Source organism: Chromobacterium sp. Beijing, from assembly GCF_021496765.1.
Taxonomy (GTDB): Bacteria; Pseudomonadota; Gammaproteobacteria; order Burkholderiales; family Chromobacteriaceae; genus Chromobacterium.
In genome coordinates this window covers 4,410,692-4,432,027 of record NZ_CP053750.1, presented here as the reverse complement: position 1 = coordinate 4,432,027, position 21,336 = coordinate 4,410,692, and the positions used below count along the sequence as shown (strand labels likewise).

The following is a 21,336-nucleotide window of genomic DNA, read 5'->3' as shown; positions in this document are numbered from 1 at the left end:
GCGCCAGGATCAGCGAAACTTCAGGATGTCCTCGGCCGCGGGCTGCGGCGTGTAGGCGGCCTTCAAGGATTCGTCCTCCTCGCCGGCCTCCGGCGCGGCGCCCGGCTTGGGCGACATCTTGATCCGGGCCACTTCCGCCTTCATCGCGGCGCTGGCGCTGGATTGCAGTAATTCGCCGCGCAGTTTGGCCAGCGCCGTTTCCGCCGCCTGGCCGTCGGCGGCGCTCAGGCGCAACTCGTTCTGAGACCGCAACAACAGGCTTTTCGCCTCGGACAGCTCCCGCTCCAGTTCGCCAACCCGGACCTCGGCCTTGTCCATGCGCTCCCGAAACGCCTCCGCCTGCGGCTGCGCCACCGCCAGGTCCTGCGCCTGCTGCGCGGTCAAGGCCAGGGAGGCCGACAACTGGCGGCGCGTGGCGTCCAGCTCCGCCGCCTGGCGTTCGAAAGCGCCGGCGAGTTCGGCGCGCAGATGATCCAGTTCGGCCCGCTCGCGCTCCCAGGCCGCCTGGGCGGCGCTCAGGCTGTCGTTGGCCAGCGCCTTGGCCTGGGTCCAGATCGCCTCCAGCGCGGCCATCCCCGCCTGGCTGACGCCTTCCGGCACCTCGCCGTCCAGGGCCGCCGCCGTCGCCGGCTGCACCCGTCGCCAGTCTTTCAGCACCACGCTGGCGGCGTCCATGTCCACCCCCGCCAGCTGGCGGACCTGGTCGACGGCAGGGTGCCGCTGGCGGCCGGACTTCTCGTATAGTTCCGTCGCCGCCGCGATGATGCGCTCCCGCGCCTCCGCCGATATCTTGCCCGCCTGGTTCATAAAGCCGCGTCCTCGCCCATCTTTGCCAACTGCGTTGCCGGTACCGCCCGGCCAAAACCGGGCGTCAGAAATTGCGCCGAAACGCGAGGTTTCGGCAGCAAGGCAGATTGCAGCAGAAGCGCCGGCGAGCGGACATAGGATTTTTCCTAAAAAACCCAGGAATTCTCCGCCGCCCCGCCGCCGAACAATGAAAAAGCCCGGCCTAAGCCGGGCTTGTGATCGCGGGACATCCGCCTTACTGCGCGATGTCGTTGATGTATTCGAACAAGGTCACCACTTTCTGCACGCCGGAGGTCTCGCTGACCACCTTGGCCGCCGCCGCGCCTTCCGCCTGGGTCACCATGCCCAGCATGTAGACCACGCCGCGCTCGGTCACCACTTTGACGTTGTTCGGGTTATAGCCCTTGCCGTCCAGCAGACGGGTGCGCGCCTTGCTGGTCACCCAGGTGTCGCTGCTGCGCTCGGAGAAGCCGGACGCCGGCGCCACCACGGTGTAGTTGAACACGCGGCGCACATTGGGGATGCCGCGCGCGGTCAGCTCCGCCTGCTGGCGCGCCTGCTCGCTGGGCACTTCGCCGGTCAGCAACACCGCGCGGTTGAAGCTGGTGGTGTTGACGTGGGCAGACGGCAGCAGCTTGCCGATCTGGTCGGCGGCTTTCAATTCTATGCCCTGGTCGTCCACATAGGCGCCGCTGGTGCGGCGATCCGTGGCCACCAAGGCGCCGCCGGCCGCGCCCGCCGCCACTACGCCGAAACAACCGCTCAGAGCGCTGCTGAAGCCAGCAGCCAGCAATACCGCGAATACGCGACGCTTCATCATTCACCTCCCAACAACATGTAATCGATGGTGTCGCACAGGGCGTGGACCATCAGGGTGTGCACTTCCTGAATCCGGCAGCGACGCAGCGCCGGCACAATCAGCTGTATGTCTTCCGGCGACAGGATTTCGGCCACCTTGCCGCCATCCATGCCGGTCAAGGCGATCACGCTCATGCCGCGCTCATGCGCCGCGTAGATGGCCTCGATCACATTGGCGGCGTTGCCGGACGCGGAAATCGCCAGCAGCAGGTCGTTGGTGTGGCCCAAGGCCCTGACCTGTTTGGAAAACACCATGTCGAAATCGTAATCGTTGCCGATCGCGCTCAGGACCGAGCTGTCGGTGGCCAATGAAATCGCCGCCAGGCCCGGGCGTTCCTTCTCGAAGCGCCCGACCATTTCCGCGGCGAAGTTCTGCGCGTCCGCCGCCGAACCGCCGTTGCCGCAAGTCAAAATCTTGCCTTCGTTCATCAGGCAAGCCACCATCTGTTCCGCCGCCGCGGCTATCGCCGGCGACAACAACTCCATCGCCTCTTGCTTGACGGCGATGCTTTCCAGGAAATGCCCGCTGACGCGGTCAATCAAATCCATGGGACATCCTTATCTTTTAGGGTCGGTCGACCCATCGCACTACATGAAAATATTCTGCAACCACTGCGGCTCCGCCTCGCCCACGGTCAATACCGCGTCAAAACGGCATGGCGCGTCTATTCCCTTTTGGGACAGATAGACCTCGGCGGCCAGCATGAGTTTCCTTTGCTTGGCCGTCCCTATGCTGGCGGCCGCGCCGCCGAAGGCCGCGCTGGCGCGATGGCGCACCTCGATAAACACCCAGTAGCGCCCATCGCGCATGATCAGATCGATTTCGCCGCCGCGGCAGGACCAGTTGCGCTCCACCAGCGTCAGGCCCCGCCTCAGCAGCCAGGCCAGCGCCTTGTCCTCGGCAAGCCGGCCTTGAAGATTCACTACGGCTGCTCCACGCTCAGCACCGCCATCGGCAGCTGGCGCTCGAACAGGCGGTCGCGCCCCAGCCTCAAATCGCCGGTGACGCCGTCCAGCCTCAGGCCCAGCGGCTGCCGCGCGCCCGCCAGCAGCACCGCCAGCCGCCAGGCGTCCACGCCCAGCGCGTACAGACGCTCGGTCTGCATCGTCAACGCCGCCGCCGGCCGCGGATAGCGTTTCACCGCCGGATGCTCCGGCATCAGGAACCAGGGCATGTCTATCACCCTCACCCCGGCCAGCGCCACCGCGCTGCCGCGACCGTTGAGCTGGGAGGTGCCGTACACCGGCAGTTCCGGCGCCAGCGCGGCCTTGACGATGCCGGCCTCGTGCGCGTCCAGCGCCATGAACACGGCGTCGGCGCCGGCCGCCGCCTGCAGAATCGCCGGCAGGCTGTCCGGCTTGGCTTCCAGCGCCATCGGGGATTTGCCGCGGCTCAGGCTTCGCCATTCGTCGATGAAGGCCTGGCGCAGCCGCTGCGACAGGCTGTCCGCGCCGAACAGCAGCAAGGGGTTGGCGCGGCCGTCTTCGTACATCAGGCGCGCCACCTGGCGCGCCTCGCCCTCGACGATCAGCGACAGCGAGAACAGCTTGGGATTGGCCGGCACTTCGCGGCCTATCGAGTTCAAAGCCAGCGTAGGCACCGTGACCGCGGGCGCCACCGCGGCGATGGCCCCGCGCGACAGCGGGCCGATCACCACATTGACCCCGCTGGCCAAGGCCTGTTTGTAGCCGGCCACGGCGGTGTCCTCGGACGCCTCTATGGGCACCAGCTCGGCGTTCTGATCCACGCGCGCCGCCGCCTCCACGCCGCTGCGCACCACCGCGGCGGCCTCGCCCAGGGTGGCGGAGCCGGTGGGCAGCAGCAGGCCGACGCGCAGGCGGCCGCCGGCCGGCTGCGGTTTCGCCGCCGTCGCGCTGGCGTCCCGCGGCGCGGTCGCCGGCGCGGCCGGTTTCGGCGCCTGCTGGCCCAACAACTTGAGCGGCGCGGTATTGCTTTGGATGATATAGTCCGGGGTTTGCGCCATTGTCGGCGTCAACCAAGTCATCAAGACGCCAACCAACAGCGGAGTCAGTCTTTGCATACTTCGTTCGCTCATCTGCTTGAATCAGCCAGGGAAAGTTTCTGTCGCGGCACATTATATGTGGTGGCCACGCCCATTGGAAATCTGGCCGACATCAGCGCCCGCGCCTTGGCCGCTTTCAGCGCCGCCGACGTGGTCTGCGCCGAGGATACCCGCGTGACCGGACAGCTGTTGTCCGCCTACGGCATTCACGCCAAACGCCTGGTCAGCCTGCGCGAGCACAATGAGCGCGGCATGGCCGAGCAAGTGGTGCGCTGGCTGTCCGAAGACCAGATCGTGGTGCAGGTGTCCGACGCCGGCACGCCGGCGGTGTCCGATCCCGGCGCGCGGCTGGCGGAGGCGGTGCGCGCCGCCGGCCTGCCGGTGCGGCCGGTGCCCGGCTCCAGCGCGGTGATCGCCGCCCTGTCCGCCAGCGGCCTGACCGCGCCGTCCTTCCTGTTCCACGGCTTCTTGCCGCCCAAGAGCGGCGAGCGCCGCAAGACGCTGCGCCAATGGCTGTCCGCGCCGCATCTGACCGTGTGCTACGAAGCGCCGCACCGCATCGTCGACACCTTGCGCGACATCGTCGCGGAACTGGGCGCGGAGCGCCGGCTGCTGCTGGCGCGCGAGTTGACCAAGACTTTCGAAACCTTCCGCAATCTGCCGGCCCAGGACATGCTGGAGTGGGTGGAGTCCGACTCCAATCAGCAGCGCGGCGAGATCGTGCTGATTCTGGACGCCGCGCCGGCGCGCGAGGATGCCGACGACGCGGTGCCGGAAGACACCGTACGCGTGCTCAAGCTGCTGGCGGCGGAATTGCCCACCAAGCAGGCGGCGTCGCTGACCGCGCAGATCTGCGACGGCAACCGCAAACAGCTCTACGACTTGGCGCTTAAATTGAAGCAGGAGTGAACCGCGGCCAAGCGCCGGGGAAAAAAGGATTTACAAAGCGATTTGCTATCGCTATTATTCTCCTTCTCGGAATGCCGAAGACGCCCGGATGGCGAAATTGGTAGACGCAGGGGATTCAAAATCCCCCGCCGCAAGGTGTGTCGGTTCGAGTCCGACTCTGGGCACCAGCGATTTTGGCAGGCCGAAACATCAAAAACCCCGCACAGCGCGAGCTCTGCGGGTTTTTTGTTGTCTCAAGCAGCCGTTCTTATTCCGGCAGGCGCACCGCCGACAGTTTCCAGCCCAACCAGCCGTCGCGCTTGAACACCAGACCCAGCGACTGTTCGGCTTTGTCCTTCTGCTTGACCGTCACCACGAAACGATCGATGTCTTCATAGCCCATGGCCGTGTCGACGCCGGCGCGCGGCTCCGTCGACGCTGCGCCGTCTCCGCCGGCCGCCGGCTCATCCGCGCCGCCTTGCGGCAGGCCCGGCTTGGGCTTGATCCCTCGCATCATCAAGGCCAGGCTTTCCGGCGTCACCATCGCGTCCACCACCGGGGCGACCACCGCGTCGGCAATGGCCGCGCCCATCGCCGCCAGCGGGTTCTTGTCCTTGGATTGGTTCAGGTCCAGCACCGATTTGGGCACGACGGACTCTTTCAGGCTGTTGCGCAAGGCCGGGTAGTCCACATAGCCGGACAGTTTGGCCGCGTCGCGCGCGTCCAAGGCCTGCTGCATGCCCCGCACCGCCAAATACGGCGTCGCGTAGAACCACGCCCCCAGGGCCACGACCGCCGCGCCCAGCGTCAACTTCATTTTCATGCTCATGTTTATCCCCCTGAATCAAGCGGCCGCCTCATGCGGCTCATAAAGTCTACAGACCGCCGGCCGTCGCGCAGATTCCCGCCGGCCGCGGCAAAAAACGCGCGGCCGGCGTCAAACCGTGTCAGAAGCGCGATTCCATCCCCACCCTTAATTCAAGCCCAGCGCCAAGTTCCGCGAACGTTCCGGCCGCAAGGGGTTGTTGCTGAACACCTAGGAGGAGGAGGTCGTTTCATACAGGCTGGGAGTGCGATAGGCGCGGCCGTCCTTGGCGTAGACATCCAGCCACTTGGCCAGGTGCACGTCGACCTGGCCGGTCAAATCCAGTTTGGGCGCGTAATCCGCTGCCAGATTTGGTCGCATAGTCGCACGTGGTCGAACCGTGTAGATTCGCGCCCAGGGAGAAGCTGGTCCAGCGATGGGACAGCACTGCGTTGCCGAACAGGCTGCGCTCGTTGCGCACGCCGTTTCGCGACGCCACCAGCGTCCGCGGCTGCTCGGTGTAGCGGCTGGTGGGCTGGGTGCGCGCCTGCTGGAAGGCCAGGCCGTAGCTCAGGCTCAAGGGCAGCGCCCCCAGTTCCGAGCGGTTGAGCAAATTGAAACCATGGCGCTTGTTGTTGTAGGCATGCATGTACTGATCGCCGTAGGAAGCGCCGGGACGGCCGGCACCACCACCGGCGAGGGGCTATTTACCGTCCAGCGGCACTTGCCAGCGCTGATCCTTGAGCGTGCGCATCACAATATAGGAGCAGATGTCGCGCATGCCGGGAATGCGGTTCAGCCGCTCCACGATGAAGCCGCTGAAGGCGGCCAGATTGCGGCAACGGACATGCAGCACGTAGTTGCTGGGACCGGCGACGATGTAGGCGGCGGCGATTTCCTCAAACTGCCGGATGCGCTCCATGAAGTCTTCATGCCAGTCTTCGCGCGCCCGATCCAGCGTCACGTGGACGATGGCTTCCAGCTCGTAGCCGAGCAGGGCCGGGTCCAGTTGGGCGTGATAGCCGCGGATCAGTCCCTGGCTTTCCAGCGCGCGCACCCGCCGCAGACAGGCGGACGGAGACAGGGCCACCTGGTCGGCCAGATCCTGATTGCTGAGCCTGGCGTTGTGCTGCAATGCGGAAAGAATCCGGCAATCTATCGCGTCAAGCTGCATTTGCAATTTCCCATCGTTATCTGTCTGCTCCGCTGCAGTTCCTGCGAAAAGCATGCCATTAGCAAGACCAACTTGCAATTTCTGGCGGATGCCTTGGTGCTAGCATGATTCCAGGCTTCTTACCGCTCAGGAACCGTTCCATGTTGCTCGATATCAGCCCCCCGCTGCGCGCCGGCCTGCCGGTCTGGCCCGGCGACACCGCCTTCGACGCCAGCCCCGCCTGGCAGCTGGACGCTCACTGTCCGGTCAATGTGGCGCGGCTGACGCTGTCGCCTCACAGCGGCGCGCACGCCGACGCGCCGGCTCACTTCCAGGCCGCCGGCCAGGGCATAGGCCAGGTGGCGCTGGACGCCTATCTGGGGCCGTGCCGGCTGATCCATTGCCTGTCCCCCGGCCCGCTGATCCGGCTGGAGCAGATCCGCGCGCGGCTTGAGGCCCGGCCCGGCCCGCTGCCCCCGCGGCTGCTGATCCGCAGTTACGCGCGCTATCCGCTGGAGGCCTGGGACGCGGACTTCCCCGGCGTGGAGGCCGCCGCCATCAACTGGCTGGGCGGCCAGGGCGTGCGGCTGATAGGCGTGGACACCGCCTCGCTGGACCCGATGGACAGCAAGACCATGGACGCCCATCACGCCACCGCGCGCCAGCGCATGGCCATTCTGGAACAGCTGCTGCTGGATCACGCGCCGGAGGGCGATTACGAGTTGATCGCGCTGCCGCTGAAGTTGATGAATCTGGACGCCAGCCCGGTGCGCGCCGTGCTGCGGCCCTTGCCCGTTTCCACCCCTCTCGTGTAGGACCCGCCATGAAACATACTCGCGAAGCTTGTCTCATCGCCGATCAGCAAGACCCGCTGGCCGGCTTCCGCCAGCGGTTCGACCTGCCGGCCAACACTTTCTATCTGGACGGCAACTCGCTGGGCGTGCTGCCCAAGGGCGCGCTGGAGCGCAGCCGGCAGGTGATCACCGGCGAATGGGGCCATGATCTGATCCGCAGCTGGAACACCGCCGGCTGGTTCGACATGCCGGCGCGTCTGGGCGACAAGCTGGCGCCGCTCTTGGGCGCCGGTCCCGGTGAAACCGTGGTCACCGACACCACCTCGCTGAATCTGTTCAAGGCGCTGGCGGCGGCCCTGCGCATCCAGCGGCAAGCTCATCCGGAGCGCAAGGTGATCCTGTCCGAGCGCGACAACTTCCCCACCGATCTCTACATGATCCAGGGCATGATCGAATTCCTGCAGCAGGGCTATGAATTGCGTCTGATCGACGAGGCGCTGCCGCTGGAACAGGCGCTGGACGAGGACGTGGCGGTGCTGCTGCTGTCCCACGTCAATTACCGCACCGGTTATTTGTACGATATGGCCGCGGTCACCCGCAGCGCCCATCAGCGCGGCGCGCTGGCGATCTGGGACCTGGCGCACTCGGCCGGCGCGCTGCAAGTGGACCTGAACGGCGCGGACGCCGATTTCGCCGTGGGCTGCACCTACAAATACCTGAACGGCGGACCGGGCTCGCCCGCCTTCATCTGGGTGGCCCCGCGCCATCAGAACGCTTTCTGGCAGCCCTTGTCCGGCTGGTGGGGCCACGCCAAGCCCTTCGAGATGGCGGCCGACTACGCGCCGGCCCAGGGCATACGCCGCTTCCTGTGCGGCACCCAGCCCATCGTGTCGCTGGCCTTGGTGGAATGCGGTCTGGACGTGGCGCGCCAAGTGGATGCCCAGCAGCTGCGCGCCAAATCGCTGGCGCTGACCGATCTCTTCATCGAGCTGGTGGAACAGCGCTGCGGTGGCCACCCGCTGACCCTGATCACCCCGCGCGAGCACGCGCGCCGCGGCAGCCACGTCAGCTTCCGCCATCCGCAAGGCTTCGCGGTGATGCAGGCCTTGATCGCCAACGGCGTCATCGGCGATTACCGCGAGCCGGAAGTGCTGCGCTTCGGCATCACTCCGCTCTACCTGAGCCATGCCGACATCTGGGACGCGGTGGAAATCCTGCGCGAGATTCTGGACAGCGGCAGCTGGGATAAACCTGAGTTCCACCGCCGCGGCGCGGTGACCTGAGCCCAGAACGGCGCGACGGCCCCTGCCGCCTCGCCTCCACAGAGCCGCCGCCCGCGATAGCTACGCGGCCGGCGGCTCTACAGCGCAAGGGACGTCAGATCCCGCCAGACCGCGCTGCATAGACAGAGGAGAACATCATGAGCAGTTTCCAGGACATCAAGGATAGGGAACAGGGCCTGCAGCGCCGGCTCAGCGCCGGACAGATGAGCATGATCGCCATCGGCGGCGCCATCGGCACCGGTCTGTTCCTAGGCAGCAAGTTCGCCATCGGCTTCGCCGGCCCCAGCGTGGTGCTCAGTTACGCCATAGGCGGCCTGATCACCCTGTTGCTGATGGGCTGCCTGGCGGAGATGACGGTGGCGCACGCCACCTCCGGCTCCTTCGGCGCCTACGCCGAGCACTACGTCAGCCCGCTGGCCGGCTTCCTGGTGCGCTACAGCTATTGGGCCTGCGTGGTGCTGGCGGTGGGCACCGAAATCACCGCCGTGGCCGAATACATGCGCTACTGGTTTCCCGACACCCCGCCCTGGATCTGGATTCTGCTGTTCTCCAGCGCGCTGATCGGCGTCAACGCCACCAGCGTCAAGGCCTTCGGCACGGTGGAGTACTGGTTCTCCACCATCAAGATCTTCGCCATCGTCGCCTTCATCCTGATGGGCTGCTATGTGGTGTGGGGCAGCGGCAACCCCGCTTACGGCGCGCGCAACTTCAGCGCCGACGGCGGCTTCTTCCCCAACGGGATCTGGGGCATGTGGGTGGCGGTGGTGATCTCCATCTTCAGTTATCTGAGCGTGGAGATGATCGCGGTGGCCGCCGGCGAGGCGGAAAACCCGGAACAGGCGGTGCGCCAGGCTTTCCGCGCCACCATCGCGCGGCTGGTGGTGTTCTATCTGCTGTCCTTGAGCCTGATCATCGCCATCGTGCCCTGGGGCCGGATCGGCGCCGGCAACAGCCCCTTCGTCACCGTGATGCAGGTGCTGAACATCCCCTACGCCGCCGGCATTCTCAACTTCGTGGTGGTGGTGGCCGCGCTGTCGGCGATGAACAGCCAGCTCTACATCACCACCCGCATGATGTTCAGCCTGTCCCGCGCCGGCGACGCGCCGATCGGGCTGGGCAAACTGAACCAGCGCGGCATCCCGGTCAACGCGCTCCTGCTGTCCACCAGCGGCATCGCGCTGGCGGCGGTGCTGTACGTCTTGTTTCCGCAACAGGCGTTCACGCTGATGATCGCGCTGTCGATGTTCGGCGCGCTGTTCACCTGGCTGATGATTTTCTACACCCATCTGCGTTTCCGCCGCCATCACGATCAGGCCGGCGGCCTGGATCTGCCGTTCAAGATGCGCCTGTTTCCCTACACCACGCTGGCCGGCCTGGTGTTGATGCTGGCGATCATGATCACCACCGCCTTCACCGAGGTGTTCCGGCTGACCCTGGTCTTCGGCCTGCCCTTCCTGCTGCTGCTGGTCGTGTTGTTCCACACCGTGCGCAAGCCGCGGCCCAAGCCGGCGGCGCAACAGGGCTAGACCGTCATACGAGGGCCCGCCCGAGAGCCGCTTCAGGATCCGCCGCGCTTCGCGCGATGCGGGCTTGAAGCGGTTCTGACACCGCGATCGGATTCGGCATAGAATATTCGGCTCGCACCCAATCCGGATAATCCGCCCCCGCCATGTCACGCCCGTCCGCTCTCGCCCCCGGCGCCAGCCTGTCCGCGCTGCTGCGCGACTTCGTCCTCCGTCATTGGCCTTACTACCTGCGCGCGGCGCTGATGCTGGCCGCCGTGGCGGTGCTCACCGTGCTGATTCCGCGCCAGATCGGAGAAATCGTCGACCTGCTGGCCAAGGGCCAGCTCGGCGCCCCGCAACTCATGCGCGAGCTGGGCTGGCTGCTGCTCTTCGGCGTGGTGATCTATTTGCTGCGCGCCGGCTGGCGGCTGCAGCTCTTCGCCGCCGCCTACCAACTGGGCGTGGAATTGCGCACCCGGCTGTATCAGCGGCTGAGCCACCAGGGGCCGGGCTTCTACCATCACCAGCGCACCGGCGATCTGATGGCGCGCGCCACCAACGATATCGACGCGGTGGAAATGGCCGCCGGCGAGGCGATGCTGGCCGGCTTCGACGGCAGCCTGACCCTGGTGATGGTGCTGGCGATGATGACCCTGGGCATAGACTGGCGGCTGGCCGCCGCCGCGCTGCTGCCCTTCCCGCTGATGGCCTTCGCCTTCTGGCGCATCACCCGCCGCGTGCACCAGGCCTGGGCCGGCTCGCTGCAAAGCTTCAGCCGGCTCAACGACCACGTGCAGGAAACGCTGAGCGGAGTGCGCACGCTGCGCACCCTGGGCCTGGAGGAACGCAATAGCCGCGAGCTGGCCGGCCTGGCCGCCTCCGCCGCCGACAACAGCCTGGAAGCGCAACGCTGGGAGGCGGCGTTCGAACCGGTGGTGGGGCTGACCCTGAGCACCGCGGCGGCGGCCACGCTGGGCATCGGCGGCTATCTGGTGTGGCAGCAGCAGCTGACCATAGGCGCGCTGACCAGCTTCAGCATGTATCTGGGCCAGCTGATCTGGCCGATGTTCGCCGCCGGCTGGGTGCTGTCGCTGCTGGAACGCGGCCGCGCCGGCTGGAACCGGCTGGAGCCGGTGCTGAGCGCGCCCGAGTCCGTGGACGACAGCGGCGTCAACGCCACGGAACCGGCCGGCGAACTGCGCTGGCGCGATCTGAACTTCACTTATCCGGGGCAAAGCGCGCCGACCTTGCGCGCGATCGATCTGCGCCTGGGCCGCGGCCAGACCCTGGGCATCGTCGGCCCCACCGGCAGCGGCAAGTCCACGCTGCTGCGCCTGCTGCTGCGCCAGTACCCGCTGCCGGCCGGCAGCGTCAGCTGGAACGGCGTGCCGTTGGAGGAATACAAGATGGACGCCTTGCGCGCGGCGATCAGCTGGGTGCCGCAGGAGTCCTTTCTGTTCTCAGCCTCGGTAGCCGACAATATCGCGCTGACGCGCCCGGACGCCGCCGAACGCGAGATCGAACGCGTGGCGCGGCTGGCGGCGGTGCACGAGGACATCCTGCGCCTGGCCCAGGGCTACGCCACCCCGGTGGGCGAAAAAGGCGTGGCCTTGTCCGGCGGCCAGCGCCAACGGCTGGCCATCGCCCGCGCCTTGCTGGCGGACGCGCCGCTGCTGCTGCTGGACGACGCCTTGTCCGCGGTGGACACCCAGACCGAAACCCAGATTCTGCAACATCTGCGCGAGGCGCGCCGCGGCCGCAGCGTGATCATCGCCAGCCACCGGCTGTCCGCAGTGGCGGACGCCGACCACATCGTCGTGCTGCAGCACGGCGGCATCGCCGAAGCCGGCAGCCACGAGGCGCTGCTGCAATTGAACGGCTGGTACGCCAGCCAGTGGCGCTATCAACAACTGGAGGCCAGCCTGGATGAAATCTGATCAATCCGCGATCAACCGCAGCCGGGCAGTGGCCCTGCTGCGTCACTCCGCCGCGCCGGAAAAGCGCCATGTGCTGTGGGGCACGCTGTGGCTGATCGCCGCCGCGCTGATGGAGGCGCTGTCGCCGCTGCTGGGCAAGGTGTTCATCGACCGCTATCTGCTGCCGCGCGCGCCGCAATGGCTGGAAATGGGCCTGCTGCTGCTCGCCTGTCTGATGGCCGGCTACGCCGCGTCCAGCCTGCGCTATCTGCAGCTGGTGCGCCTGTCCGGCGTGGCGATGCGCTCGGTGCAGAGACTGCGCGAACAGGTTTACCGCCACGTGATCCGGCTGCCGATGGCCTTTTTCGACAAGGCGATCACCGGCCAACTGGTCAGCCGCGTCACCAACGACACCGAATCGGTGAAGGCCTTGTACGTGCAGGTGCTGTTCGTGATGCTGGACAGCAGCATCGTGGTCATCGGGGTGATGGCGGCGATGGCCTGGCTGGACTGGCGGCTGATGCTGCTGGCGGCGCTGCTGCTGCCGGCGATGCTGGCCATCGTCTGGCTCTACCAGCGCTGGAGCGCGCCGTCGGTGACGCGCGCCCGCGCGCTGCGCAGCGACATCAACGCCCAGATGGCCGAATCCATCTCCGGCATGAGCGTGTTGCAGGCCGCCAACGCCACCGGCCGCTTCGCCGCGCGTTTCGATCAGGCCAACCACAATTACTACCGGGCGCGGATCGCGGAGTTGAGCGCCAACGCCTGGCTATTGCGTCCGGCGCTGGACCTGCTGAAAGTGCTGTTGCTGGCCGGGGTGATCTACAGCTTCAGCCAGCGGCCGCTGGGCGCGCTGCAGATCGGCGTGCTCTACGCCTTCATCAGCTATATCGGCCGCATGGTGGATCCGCTGATCCAGATCACCATGCAGTTCAGCCAGCTGCAGCAGGCGGTGGTGGCGGCGGCGCGGGTGGACGCGCTGCTGCAGGAGCCGGCGGCGGCGGCCGGCCACGGCCAGGGCCGCATCGAGCGGGGCGCGGTCAGCTTCCGCCGGGTGAGCTTCGGCTATCAGCCTGAGCGGCCGGTATTGCCCGATCTTTCGCTGGAGATTCCGGCCGGCGGCTTCATCGGCATCGTCGGCCACACCGGCAGCGGCAAATCCACGCTGCTGTCGCTGCTGCTGCGCTTCTACGCGCCGCAAGGCGGCGAGATCCTGATCGACGAGCAGCCGCTGGCCGCCTTCGACGACGCCGCCTTCCGCGACGGCGTCGGCCTGGTGCCGCAGGAGCCCTTTCTGCTGGCCGCCAGCGCGCGCGACAATATCGCCATGGGCCGGCCGTTGACGCAGCAGCAGATCGAGGACGCCGCGCGCGCGGCCGGCGCGCACGATCTGATCCTGGCCCTGGAGCAGGGCTACGACACCGATATGGGCGAGAGCGGCTCGCGGCTGTCCAGCGGCCAGAAGCAGCTGATCGCCATCGCCCGCGCGCTGGCGGGCAAGCCGCGCATCCTGCTGCTGGACGAGGCCACCTCCCACATCGACAGCGAAACCGAACAACTGGTGCAAGGAGCGCTGGAACAGCTGCGCGGCCAGATCACCCTGATCTCCATCGCCCACCGGCTGTCCACCATCCGCGACGCCGACCGCATCATCGTGCTCAACCACGGCCAGATCGCCGAAACCGGCAATCACGAGGCCTTGATGACCGAGGGCGGCATCTACCAACGGCTATACTTGCTGCAGCAATTGCAGCCGGAAGCCGGCTGAGCGAACGACGAATCCGCCATGCACCGTTTCCCCGCCCTGCCCGCGCCCGGCGCGCTGATCGACACCCACTGCCATCTGGACGCGCCGGAATTGGCGCCCATGCTGTCCGCCGTGCTGGAGCGCGCGCGCGCCGCCGGCGTCGGCCAGATCCTGGTGCCGGCGGTGCGCGCCGACACCTTCGACGCGGCCGCCGCCATGCGCCGCGATCACGGCTGCTGGATAGGCTTCGGCCTGCATCCCATCTATCTGGAACGGCATCTGGACGAGCATCTGGAGCAGCTGGAGCGCGCGCTGCGCGAGCAGCGGCCGGAAGCGGTGGGAGAGATAGGCCTGGACTTCTATCTGCCGGAGCTGGATCCGGCGCGGCAGGAGGCCTTGTTCGTCGAACAGCTGAAGCTGGCGCGCAAATACGCGCTGCCGGTGGTGCTGCACGTGCGCCGATCGGTGGACCGCGTGCTCAAGCATCTGCGCGAGCAGCGCGTCGAACGGGGCATCGCCCACGCCTTCAACGGCAGCCCGCAGCAAGCGGACGCGATGCTGCGCCAGGGCATGAAGCTGGGCTTCGGCGGCGCGATGACCTACTCCGGCTCCCAGCGCATCCGCCGGCTGGCGGCCACGCTGCCGCTGTCCGGCCTGGTGCTGGAGACCGACGCGCCGGACATCCGCCCCGAATTCGCCCAGGACCGGCCCAACGAGCCGGCCCATCTGGCCGCCTTCAGCGCGCAGCTGGCCGAGCTGCGCGGCCTGCCGGAGACGGCGCTGCGCCAGGCCTTGTACCGCAATAGCCTGGAGGCGCTGGGCATCGCCGGCTGAGATGAAGCCCCTTCCCTCAGGTGCGGAAGCGCCTGAGATTGGAGTCCAGATCCACCGACAACTGCTGCAGTTCCTGCGATAGCTGGCTGGCCTGGCCGGAGGCCTTGGCGGTGCTCTCGTTCATCTGCGCCATCTGCTCCACATTGCCCGCCACCAGCTGGCTGGCGTGGCTTTGCTCCTTGATCGCGTTGGCGATGTCGGTGATGCGTTCCACCGAGTGCTGGGACAGCTGATGGATTTCACGCAGCGACTCGGCCACGCTGGAGGTGCTGCTGACGCCGCTCTCGATGCGGGCGTTGGCCTGCTGCATGCTCTGGTAGGCGCGCTGGGTATCGGTCTGCACCCCTTCGATATGGGTGGAAATCTCGGTGGTGGCCTGGCTGGTGCGCTCGGCCAGCTTGCGCACCTCGTCCGCCACCACCGCGAAGCCGCGGCCCATCTCCCCGGCCCGCGCCGCCTCGATCGCCGCGTTCAGCGCCAAGAGATTGGTCTGCTCGGCGATGTCGCGGATCACCCGCACGATGTCGCCGATATCGCTGGAACGCTGATTGAGCTGCCCCATCACCGTGGAGGTTTCGGTAATGCCGCTGGCGATCAGCTGGATCTCGCTGGCGGCTTTTTCCGCCAGGCCGTTGCCGCGATCCGCCTGTGCCATGGTCTGGCGCGCCTGGCCTTCCACGTCGCGGGTATTGTCCGCCACCAGATTGATGCTGACCGACATCTGCTCGATCGCCGCCGCGCCGCTGGCGGCGGATTCCGCCTGATTGGCCGCGGCGCCGGACACCTGGGAGCTGACGTCCGCCATCTGCCCCGAGGCGCTGGCCAGTTGCGTGGCGTGGCCCTGGGCTTCCTGCACCAGCCGGCGCACGGTACCGACCAGCGAGGCCAGCGATTCGCCGACGCTGCCCAGCTCATTGCGGCCGAAGTCCGGCAGTTCCAGGTTCAGATCGCAGGTTTGCGCCAGTTGCTGCGCGGAATCCCGCATCTGCAGCAAGGGCACGCGGATGGAGCGGATGATGTACCAGGACACCACCAGGCTGGCCAGCAGGCCGACCGCCACCGTGGCCAGCAACTGGCTGCGCACCGCATCCGCGGAGGCGTCGATCTGGCCGCGCAGCCCCGCCACCGCGTCGGAAGCGCCCTTGGCCAGTTTGGCCGAGACCTCTTCCATCTGGTGGATGCTGCCCTTGTACTGGCCAAACGCCTTGTTGGCGTCGCTGGTGCTGGCCAGTTCCTGCTTGTCCACCTTGGCGCCCACCGTCTTGAAGCCGTCGGCGTAGCTGTTGAGCAGCCCGTCCAGCGTCGTCAGCTGCTGGGCGGCGTCGCCGTTCAGCGGATGGGTGCCGGCGTTCTTGATCGCCGCGTGCGCGCCGTCCAGCGTCTTGCTCCATTTCCCGCTGTACTCGCCTCGCTTGGCGGCATCGCCCAGATTGATGAAATAGTCCTTCTCGAAACGCCGCAGATTGCCCATATGCTGCTGCAACTCCACCACGTCGCGGTAAAAGGCCAGTTCATGAGTGCTGACATCCTCCACCCGGCTGGAAATGCTGCCCAGCCCCATAAAGGCCAGCAAGCTGGTCACCGCCAGCGCCACCAGCAACAAGGCGAAACCCAGGGTGATCCGGGCCGCAATCGTCATATTCCGCATTTACACACTCCCCAACCAAACTATGTTTTTTTTGGATTCCCGCCGATTCAAGTCCGCGGTGTCGCCGCGATGGTAAACCAAGCCGTTCACGGTTTTCACCGCATGACTCCGGCAAGTTTCACACTCTGCGCCCGGCATGCGCGGCGGACGCAAAAAAAGCCGTCAGCATGAGCTGACGGCTTCCTTTTGGCTGCGCGCGAGGTCTACTGCGGCTGACGCGACAACTTGAAGGTTCTGGCAAAGCCCAATACACAGACGAAGAATAGTCCGCTTAAGAAGATTTCGCCCCATGCAAGTTGTTGCGACAGGCCGCGATCCGCCCAACCGCGCATCACGCCCTCGGTGAAATAAGCCAGGATGAACATGCTGGCCCATTGATAGGTGTACAGGCGCTGGGCCAGGATGCCGCGCAGCGGCAGCAGCAGCACCGCCGCCTTGAGCGCCAGCAGCGAGCCGCCCGGACGCAGCGGCGCCAGCCACAGCTCCCAGGCCAGGCACAGCAGGATCAGGGCGATCAGCGACGCCGACGCGCCGTAATGCCAGGCGTTTCGATTCATGAACCATCCTCCAGCAAAGGGCGCTCCTTCTTACGGCCCAGGAACACCGCCAACAGAATGCCCGCCTCGTACAACAGCCACAGCGGCACCGCCAGCAGGGTTTGCGACAGCACGTCCGGCGGCGTGACGACGGCGGCCACCACGAAGGCGCCGACGATCACGTAAGGCCGGCCCTGGCGCAGTTTTTCCACCGACACCACGCCCATGCGCACCAGCAGGATCACCACCACCGGCACCTCGAAGGTGACGCCGAAGGCCATGAACATGCCGAGCACGAAGGACAGGTATTTATCGATGTCGGTCATCATGCTGACCCCGACCGGCGTCACCGCCGACATGAAGCCGAACACCACGGGGAAGACCAGGAAGTAGGCGAAAGCCATGCCGGTGAGGAACAGCAACAGGCTGGCCACCACCAGGGGCAGCACCAGCCGTTTCTCATGGTGGTAGAGCCCGGGCGCGACAAAGGCCCAGATCTGGTACAGGGTATTGGGCAGCGAGATCAGGAAGGCCACCAGCATGGTCACCTTGACCGGTACGAAGAACGGCGCGGTGACGTCGGTGGCGATCATGTTCGCCCCCTTAGGCAGCGCGTCCAGCAGCGGCTTGGCCAGCAGATGGTAGATGTCCCCGGACCAATGGAACAGGCCGAGAAACACCAGCGCGACGCCGAGCAGCGCCCGTACCAGACGGGTGCGCAACTCGATCAGATGCGCGAGCAAGGGTTGTTCATTCATGCGCGGGATGTCCAATGGATTCAGGAACGGCCGGAGCGGGCGCCAGTCCCGCCCGGCCGGGTGCGGCCAAGCTCAACGCGGCGATGGCGGATCGGCCGGCTGGGGAGCCGGCGCCGCCGGCGGCAAGTCGTCGAACAGGTCCAGCTGGTTCTCGTCCTTGACCGGCGCCGCCTCGGCCTGCGCCTCGACGTCGGCCGGAAGCGGGTCCAGCAGATCCGGCTGCAGGCCGCCGTGGATGAGATTGGCCGCCTCTTCCACCGGCGCGCGCGCCTCGTCCGCCAGGGAACGCAGTTCGGCGCTGTTCTGCTCCATCGCCTCGCGCACGCCCCGCACTTCGGAGTCGAGCTGGCCTTTGAACGACTGCGCCGCGTCCTCGATGTCCTGCCGCAATTCGTTCAGGCCGGTCAGATTGGCCTGCTGCTGGATGTCGGACTTCACCGTGGCCACGAAACGCTGAGCGCGGCCCACCAGCGCGCCCAGGGTGCGCGCCACCGTGGGCAGGCGCTCCGGCCCCAAGACCACCAGGGCCACCACGCCTATCAACAGGATTTCGCCAAAGCTGATTTCAAACACGCTTGAGCCGCGCCTTATTTCTTGTCGGCGTCGCCGTCGATGATGCGGCCGGTTTCAGCCGGCTTGTCCTTGGCGGCTTTGTCGTTCTCGCCGTTCATGCCTTCCTTGAAGCCTTTGACCGCGCCGCCCAGATCTTCACCGATATTGCGCAGTTTCTTGGTGCCGAACACCAGCACCACGATCAGCAATACCACCAGCCAGTGCCAGATGCTGAAAGAACCCATGATTCACTTCCTTATCAAATCGAATTAGTACGCGGAGGCCGCCCGGCCTCCCGCTTCGGGCCCGCGGGCCGATCAGTTATTCTTGTGGCCGAACACATGCACGTGCAGGTGGAACACTTCCTGCCCGCCGCCGCGGCCGGTGTTGATGCCGGTCTTGAAGCCGCCCTCCAGGCCCTGCTCGCGCGCCAGCTTGGGCGCCAGGGTCAGCATCTTGCCCAGCACTGCCTCGTGCTCGGGGCCGCAATGGGCCAGCGAATCCACGTGCAGCTTGGGAATCAGCATGAAATGCACGGGAGCGATCGGACGGATGTCGTGGAAGGCCAGCACATCGTCGTCTTCGTAGATTTTATTGGCCGGAATCTGCCCGGCCACGATTTTGCAGAAGATGCAGTCTGTCATTATTGTCGGCTCTCGCTCAATCTTAAGGGGTGGGGGCGCGGGAGGCCTTTTCATCCAGGCCGGAAATACCCTCGCGCCGCTTCAACTCCATCAGCACGTCCTCGGGCCGCAGGCCATGATAGGTCAGCAACACCATGCTGTGGAACCACAGGTCGGCCACTTCGCGCACCAGATGCAGCTTGTCCTTGTCCTTGGAGGCCATCAGCGTTTCCGCCGCCTCCTCCGCCACTTTCTTCAGAATGGCGTCCTCGCCCTTGTGAAACAGGGACGCCACATAGGAAGACTGGGAACTGGCCTCGCGCCGCGCTTCCAGCGTGTCCGCGATGGTTTTCAGCACATCCTGGCTCATGTCGCTATTCCTTTACGCCGCAACCCCGGCAAGTATATGTCGTTCCGATGGCAAAACGATAACAATCGCCTTGCCGGCAGCCATTCTAACGGCCAGCCACCGCAAGGCGTTGACCGCGCGCAAGTCAGGCCTTGCCGTAGATGGCGCCCGGGTCCTTCAAGACCGCGTCCACCACTTCCCAATCTTGCCGCGCAGGATCGAAGCGGCGGTAGAAGCAGCTTTCGCGGCCGGTATGGCAGGCGATGCCGCCGGCCTGCTCGATCTGCATCACCACCACGTCGCCGTCGCAGTCCAGCCGCAACTCCTTGACGCTTTGCAGGTGGCCGGAATCCTCGCCCTTCTTCCACAGCTTGCCGCGCGAGCGGCTCCAGTAATGGGCTACGCCGGTTTCGGCGGTCAGGGCCAGGCTGTCGCGATTCATCCACGCCACCATCAGCACCCGGCCGCTGGCGGCGTCCTGGGCGATGGCGGCGACCAGGCCCTTGTCGTCCCATTTGACTTCATCCAACCAATTCATGGCTCACCTTTAAGAAGGCCGCGCGCCTTGGCTATGAGTGGCGGCGCGGCAAATGATTCAGCGCGGCGCCCGCTTCGCCTCAAATTAAGACGCCGGCAAGAGTGTCGATCGGAAAGCGCTCACAGCCGCACTTCGATGCCGGCGTCCCGCATCGCCTGCTTGGCCTCCGCCACCGTGTGCTCGCCGAAATGGAAAATGCTGGCGGCCAGCACCGCGTCGGCCTTGCCCAGTTTGACCCCGTCCACCAGGTGCTGCAGCGTGCCCACGCCGCCGGAGGCGATCACCGGAATGTCCACCGCTTCCGACACTGCGCGCGTCAGCTCCAGATTGAAGCCTATCTTGGTGCCGTCGCGGTCCATGCTGGTCAGCAGGATTTCGCCGGCCCCCAGTTGCTGCATCTGACGCGCCCACGCCACCGCGTCGATGCCGGTGCGCGTGCGGCCGCCGTGGGTGAACACCTCCCAGCGGTCGTTCTCCGGCGTCACCGCCTTGGCGTCCACCGCCACGACGACGCACTGGCTGCCGAAGCGATCGGCCGCCTCGCTCACCAGCTGCGGCCGGGTCACCGCCGCGGTATTGATGCTGACCTTGTCCGCGCCGGCGCTGAGCAGGCGGCGGATGTCCGCCACTTCCCGCACGCCGCCGCCCACGGTCAGCGGAATGAACACCTGCTCCGCCACCGATTCGATCACATGCAGAATGATGTCGCGCTGGTCCGAGCTGGCGGTGATATCGAGAAAGGTCAGTTCGTCCGCGCCCTGCTCGTTATAGCGGCGGGCGATTTCCACCGGGTCGCCGGCATCGCGCAGACCCAGGAAGTTGACGCCTTTGACGACGCGACCGGCGGTCACGTCCAGACAGGGGATGATGCGTTTGGCAAGCATATGGGGTCCGGCAAACGGCCAACCGGCCCGAACAGTGCGTACGGGCCGGCATGGCTTGATAAGTCGAGAACAGGCTCTCAGTCCGACAATTCGTCGGCCAGCGTCTGCGCGGCGGCGAAATCGATGCCGCCCTCGTAAATCGCGCGGCCGGTGATCGCGCCTTCGACGCCCTCGTCCTTCACCGCGCACAAGGCGCGGATGTCGTCGAGATTGCTCAGGCCGCCGGAGGCGATCACCGGGATGGTCAGCGCCTGCGCCAGCTTGACGGTGGCGTCGATGTTGACGCCGTTCATCATGCCGTCGCGGCCGATGTCGGTGTAGATCACCGAATTGACGCCGTAGTCCTGGAAGCGTTTGGCCAGATCGATCACCTTGTGGTTGGTGACCTTGGCCCAGCCGTCTATCGCCACCATGCCGTCCTTGGCGTCCAGGCCGACGATGACCTGGCCGGGGAAGGCGTCGCAGGCATCGTGCAGAAAGCCCGGCGTCTTGACCGCGGCGGTGCCGATAATCACGTAGGCCAGACCCATGTCCAGGTATTTCTCAATGGTGTCCAGATCACGGATGCCGCCGCCCAATTGCACGGGGATTTCATTGCCGACTTCGCCCAGAATATCGCGGATCACCGCCAGATTCTTGGGCTTGCCGGCGAAGGCGCCGTTGAGGTCGACCAGATGCAGGCGGCGAGCGCCCTGATCGCGCCAATGGGCGGCGACTTGCACGGGGTCGTCGGAGAAAACGGTGGCATCGTCCATCACGCCCTGTTTCAGGCGTACGCATTGACCGTCTTTCAGGTCTATCGCGGGTATGAGCAGCATGGTGCTAAATCAAACG

Annotated in this window: 25 protein-coding genes and 1 tRNA gene; 8 read left to right on the top strand and 18 right to left on the bottom strand. The window is 66.2% G+C overall.

Annotation, left to right across the window (positions count from 1 at the left end; all coding sequences use genetic code 11):
• Positions 1 to 9: 9 nt before the first annotated feature.
• The 5 genes from HQN78_RS20690 to HQN78_RS20670 form a co-directional block, all read right to left on the bottom strand.
• Entirely contained in the window at positions 10 to 807 is a 798-nt protein-coding gene (locus HQN78_RS20690) for a DNA-binding protein (protein ID WP_227105526.1), read from the bottom strand.
• Positions 808 to 1,042: 235 nt separating this feature from the next.
• On the bottom strand, positions 1,043 to 1,627 hold the full coding sequence (locus HQN78_RS20685; RefSeq protein ID WP_235085921.1) for a BON domain-containing protein: 585 nt from the start codon (positions 1,625 to 1,627) through the stop codon (positions 1,043 to 1,045).
• Positions 1,624 to 2,214 (bottom strand): phosphoheptose isomerase, encoded by a 591-nt coding sequence (locus tag HQN78_RS20680; RefSeq protein WP_107800966.1) that lies wholly within the window; start codon positions 2,212 to 2,214, stop codon positions 1,624 to 1,626. Before HQN78_RS20680 ends, HQN78_RS20685 begins: the two co-directional genes overlap by 4 nt.
• 39 nt (positions 2,215 to 2,253) lie before the next feature.
• A complete protein-coding gene (locus HQN78_RS20675) occupies positions 2,254 to 2,589 on the bottom strand; it encodes a YraN family protein (protein ID WP_235085919.1) in 336 nt (111 codons plus the stop codon).
• Positions 2,589 to 3,707: a penicillin-binding protein activator gene (locus tag HQN78_RS20670; RefSeq protein ID WP_107800968.1), complete on the bottom strand. Its 1,119-nt coding sequence runs from the start codon at positions 3,705 to 3,707 to the stop codon at positions 2,589 to 2,591. The genes HQN78_RS20675 and HQN78_RS20670 overlap by 1 nt, the downstream gene beginning before the upstream one ends.
• On the opposite strand from HQN78_RS20670, the gene rsmI reads away from it, so the two are divergent.
• Both rsmI and HQN78_RS20660 read left to right on the top strand, forming a co-directional pair.
• Positions 3,702 to 4,598 (top strand): 16S rRNA (cytidine(1402)-2'-O)-methyltransferase, encoded by an 897-nt coding sequence (gene rsmI / locus HQN78_RS20665; protein WP_370646568.1) that lies wholly within the window; start codon positions 3,702 to 3,704, stop codon positions 4,596 to 4,598. The two genes, HQN78_RS20670 and rsmI, sit on opposite strands and share 6 nt — an antisense overlap.
• Before the next feature lie 82 nt (positions 4,599 to 4,680).
• Positions 4,681 to 4,765: transfer RNA gene (locus HQN78_RS20660), tRNA-Leu, on the top strand.
• A gap of 80 nt (positions 4,766 to 4,845) precedes the next feature.
• On the opposite strand, the gene HQN78_RS20655 is transcribed toward HQN78_RS20660, so the two are convergent.
• The 3 genes from HQN78_RS20655 to HQN78_RS20645 all read right to left on the bottom strand — a co-directional run bounded on the left by HQN78_RS20655 (position 4,846) and on the right by HQN78_RS20645 (position 6,556).
• The gene (locus tag HQN78_RS20655; protein WP_235085917.1) at positions 4,846 to 5,406 is read right to left on the bottom strand and encodes a DUF2939 domain-containing protein; all 561 of its coding nucleotides are present in this window, start codon (positions 5,404 to 5,406) and stop codon (positions 4,846 to 4,848) included.
• A gap of 207 nt (positions 5,407 to 5,613) precedes the next feature.
• Positions 5,614 to 5,763 carry a hypothetical protein gene (locus HQN78_RS20650; RefSeq protein ID WP_235085914.1) on the bottom strand — a complete coding sequence of 50 codons (150 nt, stop codon included), beginning with the start codon at positions 5,761 to 5,763 and terminating at the stop codon, positions 5,614 to 5,616.
• A 322-nt stretch (positions 5,764 to 6,085) separates the two neighbouring features.
• On the bottom strand, positions 6,086 to 6,556 hold the full coding sequence (locus HQN78_RS20645) for an Lrp/AsnC family transcriptional regulator (RefSeq protein ID WP_107800972.1): 471 nt from the start codon (positions 6,554 to 6,556) through the stop codon (positions 6,086 to 6,088).
• A 140-nt stretch (positions 6,557 to 6,696) separates the two neighbouring features.
• Between HQN78_RS20645 and kynB the strand changes: the two genes are divergently transcribed.
• The 6 genes from kynB (at position 6,697) to HQN78_RS20615 (ending at position 14,614) form a co-directional block, all read left to right on the top strand.
• Positions 6,697 to 7,350 carry an arylformamidase gene (kynB, locus tag HQN78_RS20640; protein ID WP_235085911.1) on the top strand — a complete coding sequence of 218 codons (654 nt, stop codon included), beginning with the start codon at positions 6,697 to 6,699 and terminating at the stop codon, positions 7,348 to 7,350.
• A gap of 8 nt (positions 7,351 to 7,358) precedes the next feature.
• The gene (kynU, locus tag HQN78_RS20635) at positions 7,359 to 8,612 is read left to right on the top strand and encodes a kynureninase (RefSeq protein ID WP_235085909.1); all 1,254 of its coding nucleotides are present in this window, start codon (positions 7,359 to 7,361) and stop codon (positions 8,610 to 8,612) included.
• A 137-nt stretch (positions 8,613 to 8,749) separates the two neighbouring features.
• Positions 8,750 to 10,138: an amino acid permease gene (locus HQN78_RS20630; protein WP_235085907.1), complete on the top strand. Its 1,389-nt coding sequence runs from the start codon at positions 8,750 to 8,752 to the stop codon at positions 10,136 to 10,138.
• 143 nt (positions 10,139 to 10,281) lie between these two features.
• On the top strand, positions 10,282 to 12,054 hold the full coding sequence (locus HQN78_RS20625) for an ABC transporter transmembrane domain-containing protein (protein WP_235085905.1): 1,773 nt from the start codon (positions 10,282 to 10,284) through the stop codon (positions 12,052 to 12,054).
• On the top strand, positions 12,044 to 13,801 hold the full coding sequence (locus HQN78_RS20620) for an ABC transporter ATP-binding protein (protein ID WP_107800977.1): 1,758 nt from the start codon (positions 12,044 to 12,046) through the stop codon (positions 13,799 to 13,801). The genes HQN78_RS20625 and HQN78_RS20620 overlap by 11 nt, the downstream gene beginning before the upstream one ends.
• Before the next feature lie 18 nt (positions 13,802 to 13,819).
• Positions 13,820 to 14,614, top strand: coding sequence for a TatD family hydrolase (locus HQN78_RS20615; protein ID WP_107800978.1), 795 nt, complete (start codon positions 13,820 to 13,822; stop codon positions 14,612 to 14,614).
• Between the two features lie 16 nt (positions 14,615 to 14,630).
• Here the strand turns inward: HQN78_RS20615 and HQN78_RS20610 are convergent, their stop codons facing one another.
• The 10 genes from HQN78_RS20610 to hisA form a co-directional block, all read right to left on the bottom strand.
• On the bottom strand, positions 14,631 to 16,253 hold the full coding sequence (locus tag HQN78_RS20610; protein WP_235085902.1) for a methyl-accepting chemotaxis protein: 1,623 nt from the start codon (positions 16,251 to 16,253) through the stop codon (positions 14,631 to 14,633).
• A 212-nt stretch (positions 16,254 to 16,465) separates the two neighbouring features.
• The gene (locus HQN78_RS20605) at positions 16,466 to 16,819 is read right to left on the bottom strand and encodes a DUF2069 domain-containing protein (protein WP_107800980.1); all 354 of its coding nucleotides are present in this window, start codon (positions 16,817 to 16,819) and stop codon (positions 16,466 to 16,468) included.
• Positions 16,816 to 17,556 (bottom strand): twin-arginine translocase subunit TatC, encoded by a 741-nt coding sequence (tatC, locus tag HQN78_RS20600; RefSeq protein ID WP_107802034.1) that lies wholly within the window; start codon positions 17,554 to 17,556, stop codon positions 16,816 to 16,818. The genes HQN78_RS20605 and tatC overlap by 4 nt, the downstream gene beginning before the upstream one ends.
• Positions 17,557 to 17,628: 72 nt before the next feature.
• Positions 17,629 to 18,129, bottom strand: a complete 501-nt coding sequence (gene tatB, locus HQN78_RS20595; RefSeq protein ID WP_107800981.1) for a Sec-independent protein translocase protein TatB — start codon at positions 18,127 to 18,129, stop codon at positions 17,629 to 17,631.
• A gap of 14 nt (positions 18,130 to 18,143) precedes the next feature.
• Entirely contained in the window at positions 18,144 to 18,353 is a 210-nt protein-coding gene (gene tatA, locus HQN78_RS20590) for a Sec-independent protein translocase subunit TatA (protein ID WP_043589548.1), read from the bottom strand.
• A gap of 72 nt (positions 18,354 to 18,425) precedes the next feature.
• Positions 18,426 to 18,752, bottom strand: coding sequence for a histidine triad nucleotide-binding protein (locus HQN78_RS20585; protein WP_107800982.1), 327 nt, complete (start codon positions 18,750 to 18,752; stop codon positions 18,426 to 18,428).
• Between the two features lie 22 nt (positions 18,753 to 18,774).
• Complete coding sequence (locus HQN78_RS20580) at positions 18,775 to 19,101, bottom strand: phosphoribosyl-ATP diphosphatase (RefSeq protein ID WP_043589545.1); 327 nt, start codon at positions 19,099 to 19,101, stop codon at positions 18,775 to 18,777.
• Between the two features lie 124 nt (positions 19,102 to 19,225).
• Complete coding sequence (gene hisI, locus HQN78_RS20575; protein WP_107800983.1) at positions 19,226 to 19,618, bottom strand: phosphoribosyl-AMP cyclohydrolase; 393 nt, start codon at positions 19,616 to 19,618, stop codon at positions 19,226 to 19,228.
• 119 nt (positions 19,619 to 19,737) lie between these two features.
• On the bottom strand, positions 19,738 to 20,502 hold the full coding sequence (hisF, locus tag HQN78_RS20570; RefSeq protein ID WP_019103912.1) for an imidazole glycerol phosphate synthase subunit HisF: 765 nt from the start codon (positions 20,500 to 20,502) through the stop codon (positions 19,738 to 19,740).
• 77 nt (positions 20,503 to 20,579) lie between these two features.
• Positions 20,580 to 21,320: a 1-(5-phosphoribosyl)-5-[(5-phosphoribosylamino)methylideneamino]imidazole-4-carboxamide isomerase gene (hisA, locus tag HQN78_RS20565; RefSeq protein ID WP_107800984.1), complete on the bottom strand. Its 741-nt coding sequence runs from the start codon at positions 21,318 to 21,320 to the stop codon at positions 20,580 to 20,582.
• Between the last annotated feature and the right edge of the window lie 16 nt (positions 21,321 to 21,336).